This is a genomic window from Sulfurimonas hydrogeniphila (assembly GCF_009068765.1).
GTDB lineage: Bacteria > Campylobacterota > Campylobacteria > Campylobacterales > Sulfurimonadaceae > Sulfurimonas > Sulfurimonas hydrogeniphila.
On sequence record NZ_CP035534.1, the window covers coordinates 1,806,259 to 1,819,535 of the forward strand.

A 13,277-nucleotide genomic window follows, 5' to 3' on the forward strand; every position below is an offset into this window, starting at 1 on the left:
AAACTGCTCTTTAGCTCATGATGTGAACTTGGTACATGTAGTCATTGTCTGACAATCCGTACTTTACTTCACTCATATAAAAACTTTTTCCCATTGCTTCGTAATGGTCTTGCAGTTCGAGTAAATCTTTATGTGAATTTTCTCTGTCAAAATAAAATATTATACTCTCATTTTTTTCTACTTCTGCATCCAATTTAGCTAAATCAACTTTTTTCGGTTTTGCTTCTAAATCAGTTCTTGCAAATTTCAAATCCATTACTTATTCCTTTAATTTATTCTATACATTCAAGGGAACCTTTTTATTCCCTATTTACATGCCAAAGAAAATATACCCTCATGGGGTACCTTGATTCCTTTGACTGCGTTAATACCCCGAGGGTACTTCCTCGCTTCACTTACAGCGCACAGGTTTCCTTCGACAGGAAGTCCACGCCGCATTGCGGCTTTTTATAACTCATAAAAGTTTTGGATTATACTCAAAATCTACTAAAAATTGGGTTAAAGCTATTTTTAGTAGATTTTGGATACAATTATATACTTCAATTAAGAAATCCCCCGTCATAGCAATTATCAATGTCAGATTTCTTAAAAATACTAAGGAAATACCTATGGAAAAAATTTTAGATATAGCCGAAGCAATCGGTCATGAAAAGGGTTTACAACCTGAAAAAGTAATGGAAGCACTGAAAACTGCTTTTGTACAAACTGCAAAACGTGTAATCGGACAAAACTTTGCTTTTGAAGCAGATGTTGATGAAGATACAAAAAATTTAAAAATTATTCAGACAATCACAGTTGTTGCTGATAATGATGAAAAACTCCAGGATGAAGAGATTGCCCCCGCATATATTTCACTTACCGAAGCAAAAGAGTATGATGATCAGGTAGAAATCGGAGATCAACTCCAAATTGACCATGACCTTGAGGACTATGGCAGAACAGCCGCTTCACAACTTCACCGTGAAATAGAGTACCATATACAACGACTTGTGGAAGATGAAATTTATAACAAATACAAATCCAAAGTAGGTACACTTGTCAGCGGTCGTGTTACACGTGTTGATGCACAAAATAACACATACATCGAAGTGGATGAAATTCGTGCAGTTTTACCAATGAAAAGCCGTATAAAAGGCGAAATATTTGAAGTGGGTGATCACATAAAAGCGGTTGTAAGGCGTGTAAATATGGACAAAGAAAACGGGATGCAAATCGAACTTTCTCGGACAAGTCCAAAATTTTTAGAAGCACTCTTGGAACTTGAAGTGCCAGAAATTGCAGAGGGTTCGGTCATCATAGAAAAGTCAGCCCGTATTCCGGGTGAGAGAGCAAAAATCGCTCTTATAAGCACACACCCGCAAGTGGATGCTGTCGGTGCAACAGTCGGTGTCAAGGGTGTGCGTATCAATGCGGTAAGCCAAGAGTTGATTGGTGAAAACATTGACTGTATAGAGTATACTACCATTCCTGAACTTTTTGTATCACGTACAATGAGTCCGGCTATCATCTCTCATGTAGAAATTGTCAAAAACGAAGAGGGCGAAAATGAAAAAGCCATCATTACACTGCCTGCCGACCAAAAAAGCAAGGCAATCGGAAAAAGCGGTATCAACATCCGTCTGGCTTCAATGCTCACAGGTTTACAGATAGAACTTGTAGAAAATGATGCTGTCACTACAAATGAAGACGGTACCGTAGAAGAGAAAAAAGAGAGTGTTGATGCGTTGGAGGCACTTTTTAACTAGAAAAATTTTTGGAATCGGTGCATTAATGCCGGCTGTTGTTACACTTATACCAATTTCGGCCCACCCTACAGAAAAAAATTTAGTTTTTTTCTAAGTTATGCTTTAGCATTAAAAGGATGGGTTCCTTGGGGTCCGGAATCGGTACTGCAGTGCCGACTGTTCTTGCTTACTTATGTTCTATTCATATAAGGATTTAATTTCAACAAAAGCAGATCTGCCAACATATTTCCCAGTAGTGTCAACAATGCTGTTATCATCAAAATCCCCATAATGATGGGGTAGTCTCGTGATAATGCCGAGATGTAAAAAAGCTGTCCCATCCCCTCTATACCGAAAATAGACTCCAAAATAACACTCCCACCGATGAGTCCGGGCAAAGAAAGCCCCAACAGAGTTATAACAGGTGGCATCAAATTTGGTAAAATATAATATCGCAACAGCTCTTTTTTTCCTAAGCCACGGGCACGTGCAAAAAAGTAATAATCACTTTTGAGTATCTCCAGAGTCAGTGACCGGATATAAATTATCATACTTCCCAAGCCTGTAAAAATCATTACCGACACTGGCAAAGTCACATGCCATGCCATATCTGTATAATTTGCAAAACCCTCTTTTGCTTCAATCGAATGAAGTCCCGCTATAGGAAACCATTCAAGTTTTATGGCAAAAAGAATAATAAAAATCAATGCAAGATAAAATGAGGGCATAGAAAAAGAGACTAAAGATATTTGACGAATAATATAGTCGCTCTTTTTTTCATACGAGAGTGCTGCTTCGATACCCAGATATAAAGATAGCACAAAAACAACAACCAAAGAGATACTGTTCATCCAAAGAGTTACAGGCAGGCGTTTGAGTATCTCAGAACTTACATCCTGACCACTTACAAATGATATGCCAAAATTAAGCATAGTAATGTTTTTCACCCAAGAAATATACTGCTCAAGAAGTGGCTTGTCCAGTCCATACACAGCTTTTAGTTTTTCTATTGCCTCTTTCGTCATATTCGGATTCAATTCTCCCGCTCCAAAAAAACTGTTTGGTGCAGCGTGAATAGCTAAAAAAGAAATGATTGAGATGAGCAGTAACATAAAAAGGATGTAGGCTGTTTTTTTCATAAAAAGTGTCATATCTCTGCTATAAACCCTTTCGTATATATTCAGAGTATTGTCTTATATCACTACTCTCTGTTTGATTATTTTTTGCATAGGAGCCAAACAGATATGCAAATTCTATTTCATTAATTTTTGCCATAAAGATATTATATCATAAGTTAAAAAAATATCTTTGTTAGTTTTTTTGAAGAAGAGGAGAAAAGACTAACTCCCGAAAGGGAGCTAGAAAAGTTTAGACTAGAAGTTTAAAGTTAAATATGCTTGTACTATATTGTCATTTGTTGCTGCATCTGTATTAATAAATACTAATGTTGCATCTAATGGTCCAAATGATTTGCCAGCAGTTACTGTAAGTTCTTTAAGATCTTGACTACCAGTTGCTTTATGGTTAACATCTGTATAATAAACACCTAAATCAAATAAACCCTGTACAGGTGATGTAACTGTTAAGTGGATTGAATCAGTATCACTCATAGTAACCTGTCCATAGTTCCACCATACTTCTGTGTAAAGTTTTGTTTGTGCAGTAGTCATATTCGTTGCCGTATTAAAACCTGCATAACCAATTGAACCATCATTATTTACTGATGAGTAAGAGAGACTTGCAGCAAACAAGTCTTTCATTGCATACCCTACCTGTAACGCGTATACCGTGTCAGCCGTTGCACCATTTGCTACAGATTTCACACTAGAGTATTGCGCACCTAAAGTAAGACCTTCTATACCTAAATCTGTAGTATCTAAATCAGCTTGCAACCAATAAGCATCTGCAACACGCGTAACACTGTAATACCATGCTTGTGCAGTTAATGGTTTAAATGAGTTATTTATTACACCTACTGCATAAGCACCATTCGTACCGTATGTAGTAAATGTTCCTTCGCCGTTAACTACAGCTGCTGAAGCCAATCCAAGTGTTTGAACATTACTTTGTGCATTTTGTCCAAAAACTTCTGTACCATTACCGTTTCCGATATATGCACCTACTAATGTAGTATCTGGAACATCTTGATTAATTACTACAGCTGCTTCAAAAGTATTTTTTTCAATAGACCATGTTTCTGTAAATGCCAAAGGAGTATCTAACTCCATACGACCAATTTTAGCAGTAGTTTTTCCTGTTGTTGCTGCAATCCAAGCTTCATTCATCCAGTTTGCATTTTCAACTTTTGCTCCACCTAATACTTGTCCATATGTAGAACCTGTACCTGTTACCGCAGTATGTGCACCACCCCATACATTTGATACAAGATTATTTTCCAATCCAAGCGTAGAGAGTACTGTATAACCAGCACCAGCACTAATTGCAACTATATTATTTTTAGCAAGATCAGCTGTAACATTTAAATTTAATGCTGCATCTGCTGAACTTGAATCTTTTGAAAAAAGTGAACCAGTATCATTCGTTCCATTTGTAGCATTTTTAATAGCTTGTGCACCACTTACACCATCAGTAGTTTGATAAAATAGCTTAGCATCACCACTAACTTTTATATTATCAATTGCAAATGCACTTGAACCTATTAACAGTGCTGCCACCAAACTCATTTTTGTAAATTTCATATTTTCTCCTTATCCTTTTACAAATTTCACGGGTAGTATAGCATAATCAACTCTTAACTTTTCATTAAAGTGATGAATTATTATACAAAATAAGATATAATTACAATATGAAACAATTAATTACAACATCACTAACAATACCACTCTTTATATTACTCAGTGGATGCGCGACAGACGCTCCTGTGGCACCATCACAAAACAGTGATTTAAATAAGATAAGTAACTCAAACGGCAAAGCAAAACCGGGATTAATACAAAAAAATCTCGACAGTTGGCTCAAAAATGAGTGGACACCTACTGTAAATGAAGACAGAAAAGTGCAAAAAAAATATATGAAAAAAGTAGATATGAACGCTACAAATACCAGCAACGACAGGGAAGAAAAATATGTAGAGGACAAGGAAAGGAACTTTACACTTCAAGAGTATGTTGACAAAGCGGCAGCATATTCAAAATTACATCCTTCTGATGAAAAGGATTCTCATGTGAAAAAACTGGAAAATATGCCTGTTATAGGGAAATAATCCCGTTTTTTTGCAGTTTAGCCCGCACTGAAGTACGGGTTCCGGGTTTTTTCGGAATCGGTACTTTCTATGCTAAAGCATGACTTGTGAGAAAAACTAAATTTTTTTCTGTAATGCCGACTGTAACTTTGTTATCTTCTCAGCCCAGATTGAAATCTGGGTTCCAAAAACTTAATTAACTTACATGTAAGCTAAGAAATCCTATTTTCTGGTATCCCATGCCAAGACAGTTTTGCCTTCTTCGTTAGTAGCTGCGGCTGCCATACCCATGATGTTGTACCCTGCATCCACATAATGCACTTCACCTGTTACACCTGAGCTTAGATTGCTCAACAGATACATTGCAGAGTTGCCGACTTCGTCTATTGTTACATTTCGCTTCAATGGAGCATTTGTTTCATTCCAGTTCAGTATCTGCTTAAAATCACCTATCCCTGCAGCGGCAAGTGTTTTGATAGGTCCTGCAGAGATAGCATTGACACGTTGCCCTTTGGCACCGAGTTCAACTGCCATATAACGTACACTCGACTCCAAAGCTGCTTTTGCAACGCCCATTACATTATAATTTACAATGTATTTTGGTCCGCCAAGATAGGAAAGTGTCAAGATGGAAGCATCATCAGACAAAACAGATTCCAAGCGATTGGTCAAATCAATAAAAGAGTAGACAGAAATATCCATGGCAATCTGAAATGCACTTTTTGTTGTTTTCATAAAAGGTGCAGAGAGTGCCTCTTTTGGTGCAAACGCAACAGAATGGACCAAAAAGTCGATTTTTCCAAAATCTTTTTCAATTTTAGCAGCAATCCCGGACATATGCTCTTCATTTGAGACATCTAACTCATATACACAGTCACTTCCAAACTCTTTTGCTATAGGTTCTACTCTTTTTTTCAAGGCATCATTCAAATATGTAAAAGCCATTTCAGCTCCCTGTGCCGCACAGGCTTTTGCTATGCCGTATGCTATGGATTTATTGTTTGCCAGACCTACTATTAAGCCTTTTTTTCCTTTCATTATCATTCGATTTTTTCCTTTATAATTAAAATTTTAGTTTTAAAGACGCAAAGCCCGAATTGGAGTACGGGTTTCGGTTAGATGTGGTCTAACTCGTCTGCCGACTCTATCATTGTACAAAAATGTTCAGCATATAATGCTGCACTGCCGACTAAAACACCGTCAACATTTTTTACCTGCAAAATATCTTTAACATTGTTGACTTTCACGCTGCCACCGTATAAAAGAGGTGCAGATGATTTTTTCTTCAATTCGGAGTGAATATCCTCTATATCCTCTAGCGTCGGTATTTTGCCCGTACCTATAGCCCAAACAGGTTCATAGGCAATAATCAGGTTTTCATATTGGGTATCAATGCCTTCATATTGTTGATATAAATATGCAAGCATCTCCTCTTTTGAAGACTCTCTCACAGCCAGTGGCTCGCCTACACAATAAACAATTTGGAATCCTTGTGCTTTAAAATATTCAAATTTTTTTGCTATAAATTCTTGAGATTCACCCAAAATATGACGGCGCTCACTGTGCCCTATCAGTATAGTTTTGATGCCAAACTCTGCAAGATGTTCCAGCCCTATTTCACCCGTGAAAGCTCCTTTTTCAACAGGATATGCATTTTGGGCACCTACAGTGATATCCGTCTTATAAGCATCAAGGGATGATATTGCAGGAAAAACTATAACCTCTTGTGAACTCTTTTGCACACAGGAATCCAACTTTTGCATATATTTGTGTGTCGCTTTTCTTGTAAGGTTTGTTTTCAAATTCGCTGCAATAATCATCTTAGTCCTTTTTATCTGTAGTTTCTACCATCAAAGGTTGTACACCCGGAAGAACCTTGCCCTCAAGCAACTCCAATGAAGCACCGCCGCCTGTAGATATAAAGCTGATGTCTTCATCAACGCCCACTCTTTTTACCAAATCAGCAGTATCACCACCGCCTACGACTGTCGTGGCATAGGTATCTGCTACAAAATGTGCTATTTTTGATGAACCTCTGGCAAATTTTTCCATTTCATAGACGCCCATAGGTCCGTTCCACAGTACTGTCTGGACATCATTGAGCGCCTCTCTGTACAGTCTTACAGTTGCAGGACCGATGTCAAGTCCCATCCATTTTTGTGGAATCTCTTGCACTGTGACAATTTTACTGACAGCATCTTCAGAAAATTTTTCTGCTGCTATAACATCCACTGGCAGATAGAATTTCACACCCAGTCTTTTTGCTTCATCCATAATATTTTGTGCTTCTTCCAGTAAGTCATCTTCCACAAGAGAAGCGCCTATTTCATAACCCATCTGTTTTAAAAATGTAAAAGCCATGCCTCCGCCGATGAATACTTTGTCAACTCTAGGCAGCAGATTTACAAGTGCTTCAAGTTTACCTGAAACCTTGCTTCCACCGATAATAGCAGCAAACGGACGGACAGGATTGTTCATAAGTTTTGAAAAGTACTGAATCTCACGCTCAAGCAAAAAGCCGGCTGCTTTGTGCTCATTGTCAAAAAACTTTGTAATGCCGTGTACAGATGCATGCGCTCGGTGACTGACACCAAAAGCATCGTTGATATAAAACTCTGCCATTGATGCAAGCTTTTTTGACAACTCTGCATCATCTTTTGTCTCCCCCGGCTCGAAGCGCAAATTTTCAAGCAAAAGTACCTCATGCCGGGGCAAATCTTTTGCTTTTTGCATAGCATCTTCACCGACAACATCTTTTGCCAACGCTACATGACGCTTTAAAAGTTGCTGTAAACGCCTTGCGACAGGAGCCAAAGAGTATTTTTCTACAACTTCTCCTTTCGGACGACCAAGATGAGATGCCAATATAACAGCACAGTCCAAATCAAGACAATAGTTGATAGTGGCTATGGCAGAACGAATCCGACGGTCATCTGCAATATTTCCAAACTCATCCATAGGCACATTAAAGTCACATCGAATGAAGACCTTCTTATTTGCTATATCTAATTTTTTAAGGTGTAATAGTTCCAAATTTTTTGTCCTATTTTGAAATATGAAGAGCCATATCTAAAAGTCGTGACGAATAACCCCACTCATTGTCATACCATGCCATAACTTTTATCATGTTACCGCCGATAACCTGTGTCAAATCTTCTGCCACAACTGCACTGAACTGCGAGCCTACAAAATCTTGAGAAACGCGCATCTCTTTATCCATATGCAAAAGCCCTTTGAGTCTTGTATCTGCCATTTCGTTAAAAACAGCCGTCACTTCTTCTTTTGTTGTATTTTTGGAAACGACAACATTTAAATCAACCATAGAAACATCAGGTGTCGGTACACGTACTGACTGCCCATGCAGTTTTCCTTCAAGCTGAGGCATTACAAGGCTGATGGCTTTTGCTGCGCCTGTAGTTGTAGGAATCATGTTTATAGCACCGGCACGGGCACGGCGTTTGTCTTTGTTGTGTTTCACATCTAAAATATTTTGATCGTTGGTATAAGAGTGGATAGTCGTCATTAAGCCTTTTTCAATACCGAATGCATCATCAAGAACACGGGCAACAGGACCCAGACAGTTTGTTGTACATGAAGCATTTGAGACAATTTTTTGTCCCGCATATTTTTCTTCATTGACACCCATCACAAATGTCGGTGTTGCTTTGTCTTTCGCAGGAGCAGAAAAAAGAACTTTTTGTATACCGTTGTCAATATGCACCTGCGCGGACTCCTGTGTCAAAAAGACACCGGTACACTCCAAAACCATATCAGCGCCACATTCGGCAAATTTCAGGTTTTTTGGATCACGATCAGAAAAAACTCTTATTTTTTTCCCGTCAATTGCAATGTTTTCATCATCAAGCTGCACAACTTCACTCTCAAATGTTCCGTGAACAGAGTCATTTTTCAATAGATAGATCATCATATCTATATTTGCAGTGTCATTTATAGCGACAACTTCCACATCATCTCTTTTGTGTGCAATACGTGCCACACAACGACCTATTCTACCAAATCCGTTAATTGCTATTTTTAGTGCCATTATAGTTCCTAATATAAAATAATTGGGTAATTTTATCCAAAATTAGTTATAATTCGCATTAAATGAAAACGATAGCACTTTACGGAGGTTCATTTGACCCTCCACACATCGCACATGAGGCAATAGTCAAGGCTTTGGGCGAACTGGACTTTATTGACAAAGTAGTGGTAATGCCTACTTTTTTAAATCCGTTTAAAAAAACTTTTACTGCTCCGGCTGAGTTACGGCTGCAATGGCTGAGAGATATTTTTTCATCTTATAAAGATGTGGAAGTCAGTTCATATGAGGTCGACTTGAAAAAAAAAGTGCCGACAGTTGCGACAGTCAAACATTTGCTGGATAGTTATGACAAAATTTATTTGGTTATCGGTGCAGATAATTTAAAATCACTGCATCAATGGTATGCTTATGATGAACTGAAAAAACTGGTAACTTTTATAATTGTCACAAGAGACCGTATAAAAGTACCAAAAGATTTCATTCAGCTTAACATAGATGAAGACATATCTTCATCTATGTTAAGAGAAAATTTTGACAGTTCAAAAATACCAAAAAAAGTCAGAGATGAAATAACACAATATTACAAGGAACACAATGCAAGACAGAATACAAAACATAGTAAACACACTCGATAAAAACAAAGCGGAATCCATAGAGGTTTTTGATCTCCGTGACAAAAACTATTTCGTTGATTATGCGGTTATAGCCTCTTCTCTTGGACAAAAACACACCACTGCCCTTTTGGACCATTTAAAAAATGAACTCAAACCTGCCGAACATTTTAACAATGTAGATGAAAGCGGTGACTGGATTGTTGTTGATTTGGGCGATATACTTATTCACATCATGACTCCGGAATACAGAACAAAGTATGATATGGAAACATTTTTAGGGGAGCTTGGAAGTCACTAGATCAGTTTTCAACACCTTGTTTTGTTTATCTAAAATATCTTTATAGTTATAGATGGACTCAACATATTTGACAGGCTCTGCCCCTCTTGCATATCCGTATTTTAAAGTTCTGTAATACTTTTTTTGCGAGAGCAGAGGCAGTACTATTTTCAAATCACTCCAGATATTTGGATTAAGTCCTAGTTTTTTTGCAAGCTTTTGCGCATCTTTTATATGTCCCATACCTATATTGTAAGCAGCCAGGGCAAATTTTAGTCTGTTCTCCCCTTCTACTTCTTTGGGAACAAATTTTATCATCTGTTTTAAATGCCGTGTTCCGCCAATTACACTCTCTTTCGGATTCAATCTGTTTTTCACACCTAACATCTTTGCTGTACGTTGTGTCAGCATCATCAACCCGCGAACACCTGTAAAACTTTTGGCTTTTGCATTCCAGTGTGATTCTTGATACGAAACAGATGCCAACAGTGTCCACGGAATGTCAAATCTTTTTGCAGCATACTTAAAATATTTTTCATACTTTGGCAGTCTGCTTTTCATTCTTTTGTAAAACATTTTTGTATTATAATAATCAAAGAAAAGAATATAGCTGTAATAGTGGTCTTTAAGCTGTGTCATCTTGCCTTTTTGGTTATAATCATTGAGCCAGGCATACATATCAGCTTCTAGCTCTTTTGCATTTTTTGGGAGCAGCCATGCCAACTGTTCTCTTTTACTGATGGAAAAAGCAAGTGCTATTTCAGGAAAATACCGCAAATTAAGTGCATAGATATTTGAATCCGCTATTGTGCAGTCTATATCATGTTTGGCAACTTTTTCAAGTAACTCTTCTGTTGAATATTCTGAAGTTGTCGTTGCATTTATTTCATATCCGTCTGCCTGAAGTGATTTTATCGTTTCGCTGTAACTCGTATCAGCACCTACCATAATATTTAATCCTGCCAACTCCTCCACATTTCTTGGAAAATTTGATCCGCGCAACATTCCTCTGTTACAAATCACCTGCTCTTCGACTTCAAAATACGAAGGTCCAAAGTGAAATTTTTTTTCTCTGTGTGGTGTTTTTGACAAAGATGCAGATGTGATATGAATATTTGGATTTTTGGAGAGTGCTATCGCTTCTTTGACAGTATGTGCTGTTGTAATATTCAAATCCACTCCCAAATGTTCTGCATATGACTGTAACAAATCATATTCAAAACCCTGTGGACCATCTGGACCTATATAGTAGGTCGAAGGAGCATTGAGCAGAACAACGTTTAAAGTTTTGTTTTCGCGAATTGTATCAAGCAGTGTTTGCTCCTGCTCTTTTTCATAGGGCACATAGGCAGTATGGCTCACCCAGCCAAATGCAAAAAAAGAGAGTGCAAAAACAAGTAATATGAAGCTGTACATGTATCTATTCATTGCATTAGTTTACATTTTTAAACTTATGCAAATATAAAACGGTTGACTCCGTTTTCATACTCATGCGCCAAAACCTGCCCATGTGCTTTAAGGATAGAGTCAACAAGATACAGTCCTAATCCAAAGCTGTTTTTCGATGGGTTGTCTTTTGTAAAAGGCTCTATGTAATACTGTAGAGGATGCGAAAGGCATGCACCTTTGCTTTCAAAACAAAGTTCGTTTTTGTCATTCATACGAATTGTAATATGAGAATCGGTAGCATATTTCATTGCATTGTCAATCATATTTTTAATAGCTGTCGTATAAAGTCTGTAGTTTACATGTACTTTTATTTTTCCGCTGATTTTCACTGTGACATGTTCTTTGTCAACCATAGCCATATCTATAGCTCCATCAATTACATCAAGCAGCCTGTACTCGGAAAAATCTTTTTTATCGCTCAGACTTGTCACCTCTTCTATCATTGCAAATTCAGTTACAAGTGTCTCCAGGCGTTTAAAAATAGAGCTGAATCTGTCTTTTTGTTTTTGCGAATCAAGCATCTGTGTGGCGATAGTCCCTTTGGCTATAGGCGTTTTCAACTCATGCATCAAATTTCTTAAAAAGAGTGTACGGGATTCCAACACAGTATTTATTTTCTGTCGTGCATTTTCAAGTTCATTGGCAACTGCACCGATTTCATCTTCACGGTTTGTTTTAAAAGAAATGTCCATATTTCCGTTACCGTACAATTCAATCTTTTTTCTCAATCTGATTAAAGGACGCAGTCTTTGAAGTATCAGAATAAAAGAAAGACTGATAATCATAAATATTGTAATATAGGAATAGAGCAGATTAATATAGCTATAAGGTTTTAAATCGTTGTCTTTGATCAGGATATCACCACTTGGTGTTTCTATATGAAAGTATATATTTCTTTTATACTGAATCATAGTCGCTCTGAGATTTGTTACGATATTTTTCGTATATAACCCTTTGTCATTGATAAGCAAGGAGGTTTTAAAACTTTTAAATCCCTCTCTTTTGAGAACTTTTCCTTTTTCAAATATCTCTTTTTTCAGTTTTTCATCTTTGGTGACTTCAAGATTATACACAGCCAGATTTGCCTCAAGCATAATCTCTGAACTCTGGCGCTGCTGATGTTCACGGTATATTTGGGTGATTACTGAGTATTTTGTAAAAATGTGGTTTATATACTGTTCTTTGTTAAGTTTGTAAAACTCCCAAAAGATTGCACTCAGACTTGTCAAAGAGACAACAAGTGCAAAAAGTACCGTAAATAAAACAGCATGACGTTTGATCATTTGAGGAGCTTGTATCCTACACCGCGGACAGACTCTATGAGGGATTTGTCTCCGAGCTTGTTTCTGATGCGTCCGACCATTACATCTATACTTTTGTTGGATGAGTCTTCATTAATGGCATTGACATTATGAATCAAATCTTCACGAGACACAACCAGACCCTGTTTGCTTATCATATAAGACAATATTCCAAACTCTGCATTTGTCAGCTCAATCTTGCGACCTTTATAGGTAATGGTCATCGTCTCTTTATCGCATTTGAAATCACTTTTTGATTCTGCTTTTTCTTCACTTTTTGCTTCATAACGACGCAGTACTGAGTGAATCCTTGCCTCAAGTTCTCTCGGGTCATACGGTTTTGGCAAGTAATCATCCGCACCGAGTTCCAGTGCTTTTATCTTGTCTGTCACATCACTTCTCGCACTTGAAATGATTATAGGAATATCCTGGCGTTCACGAATTGCTTCACAAACTTCCAGCCCGTCCATACCCGGCAATGTCAAGTCCAGTATAACCAAGTCAAAAGGCTCTAACTTTAATATACTTACTGCTTTAAAAGGGTCGTCTTCAGTGACAACCTCAAACTCAAATTGTTCGAGATACTCTGTAAGTATCTCTGCCAATTCCAAGTCATCTTCAATCATTAATATTTTTTGCATAATTTATTTTAACCAATCTAATCT

The 13,277-nt window shown here is 37.5% G+C and carries 15 protein-coding genes; 4 read left to right on the forward strand and 11 right to left on the reverse strand.

Annotation, left to right across the window (positions count from 1 at the left end; translation table 11 throughout):
- Nucleotides 1-10 precede the first annotated feature (10 nt).
- A complete protein-coding gene (locus ETP70_RS09475; protein ID WP_151900953.1) occupies nt 11-256 on the reverse strand; it encodes an HP0268 family nuclease in 246 nt (81 codons plus the stop codon).
- A gap of 352 nt (nt 257-608) precedes the next feature.
- On the opposite strand from ETP70_RS09475, the gene nusA reads away from it, so the two are divergent.
- Nucleotides 609-1,745 carry a transcription termination factor NusA gene (gene nusA, locus ETP70_RS09480; protein WP_151900954.1) on the forward strand — a complete coding sequence of 379 codons (1,137 nt, stop codon included), beginning with the start codon at nt 609-611 and terminating at the stop codon, nt 1,743-1,745.
- A 170-nt stretch (nt 1,746-1,915) separates the two neighbouring features.
- On the opposite strand, the gene ETP70_RS09485 is transcribed toward nusA, so the two are convergent.
- From ETP70_RS09485 to ETP70_RS09490, 3 genes are all read right to left on the reverse strand, one after another.
- Nucleotides 1,916-2,875 (reverse strand): ABC transporter permease, encoded by a 960-nt coding sequence (locus ETP70_RS09485; RefSeq protein WP_151900955.1) that lies wholly within the window; start codon nt 2,873-2,875, stop codon nt 1,916-1,918.
- A 7-nt stretch (nt 2,876-2,882) separates the two neighbouring features.
- The gene (locus ETP70_RS12830; protein ID WP_188109981.1) at nt 2,883-2,999 is read right to left on the reverse strand and encodes a nucleotidyltransferase domain-containing protein; all 117 of its coding nucleotides are present in this window, start codon (nt 2,997-2,999) and stop codon (nt 2,883-2,885) included.
- 98 nt (nt 3,000-3,097) lie between these two features.
- Nucleotides 3,098-4,423, reverse strand: a complete 1,326-nt coding sequence (locus tag ETP70_RS09490) for a hypothetical protein (RefSeq protein WP_151900956.1) — start codon at nt 4,421-4,423, stop codon at nt 3,098-3,100.
- Nucleotides 4,424-4,530: 107 nt separating this feature from the next.
- Here ETP70_RS09490 and ETP70_RS09495 point away from each other — a divergent pair, with 107 nt between their 5' ends.
- Nucleotides 4,531-4,947 (forward strand): hypothetical protein, encoded by a 417-nt coding sequence (locus tag ETP70_RS09495; protein ID WP_151900957.1) that lies wholly within the window; start codon nt 4,531-4,533, stop codon nt 4,945-4,947.
- A gap of 201 nt (nt 4,948-5,148) precedes the next feature.
- Here ETP70_RS09495 and fabI read toward each other — a convergent pair whose 3' ends face one another.
- From fabI to gap, 4 genes are all read right to left on the reverse strand, one after another.
- Complete coding sequence (gene fabI, locus ETP70_RS09500) at nt 5,149-5,970, reverse strand: enoyl-ACP reductase FabI (RefSeq protein WP_151900958.1); 822 nt, start codon at nt 5,968-5,970, stop codon at nt 5,149-5,151.
- Between the two features lie 71 nt (nt 5,971-6,041).
- A complete protein-coding gene (locus tag ETP70_RS09505; protein ID WP_151900959.1) occupies nt 6,042-6,746 on the reverse strand; it encodes a triose-phosphate isomerase in 705 nt (234 codons plus the stop codon).
- 1 nt (nt 6,747) lies between these two features.
- A complete protein-coding gene (locus ETP70_RS09510) occupies nt 6,748-7,959 on the reverse strand; it encodes a phosphoglycerate kinase (protein WP_151900960.1) in 1,212 nt (403 codons plus the stop codon).
- A 10-nt stretch (nt 7,960-7,969) separates the two neighbouring features.
- The gene (gene gap / locus ETP70_RS09515; protein WP_151900961.1) at nt 7,970-8,971 is read right to left on the reverse strand and encodes a type I glyceraldehyde-3-phosphate dehydrogenase; all 1,002 of its coding nucleotides are present in this window, start codon (nt 8,969-8,971) and stop codon (nt 7,970-7,972) included.
- 62 nt (nt 8,972-9,033) lie between these two features.
- On the opposite strand from gap, the gene nadD reads away from it, so the two are divergent.
- Entirely contained in the window at nt 9,034-9,606 is a 573-nt protein-coding gene (gene nadD / locus ETP70_RS09520) for a nicotinate (nicotinamide) nucleotide adenylyltransferase (RefSeq protein WP_151900962.1), read from the forward strand.
- A complete protein-coding gene (gene rsfS / locus ETP70_RS09525) occupies nt 9,566-9,883 on the forward strand; it encodes a ribosome silencing factor (protein WP_151900963.1) in 318 nt (105 codons plus the stop codon). Before nadD ends, rsfS begins: the two co-directional genes overlap by 41 nt.
- Here rsfS and mltF read toward each other — a convergent pair.
- Genes mltF through ETP70_RS09540 form a run of 3 tightly spaced genes read right to left on the reverse strand, consistent with a single transcriptional unit; the run spans nt 9,860 to nt 13,253 of the window.
- Nucleotides 9,860-11,290, reverse strand: coding sequence for a membrane-bound lytic murein transglycosylase MltF (mltF, locus tag ETP70_RS09530; protein WP_151900964.1), 1,431 nt, complete (start codon nt 11,288-11,290; stop codon nt 9,860-9,862). The two genes, rsfS and mltF, sit on opposite strands and share 24 nt — an antisense overlap.
- A gap of 23 nt (nt 11,291-11,313) precedes the next feature.
- Nucleotides 11,314-12,594 (reverse strand): ArsS family sensor histidine kinase, encoded by a 1,281-nt coding sequence (locus ETP70_RS09535; protein WP_188109982.1) that lies wholly within the window; start codon nt 12,592-12,594, stop codon nt 11,314-11,316.
- Nucleotides 12,591-13,253 (reverse strand): response regulator transcription factor, encoded by a 663-nt coding sequence (locus ETP70_RS09540; protein ID WP_151900965.1) that lies wholly within the window; start codon nt 13,251-13,253, stop codon nt 12,591-12,593. Before ETP70_RS09540 ends, ETP70_RS09535 begins: the two co-directional genes overlap by 4 nt.
- Between the last annotated feature and the right edge of the window lie 24 nt (nt 13,254-13,277).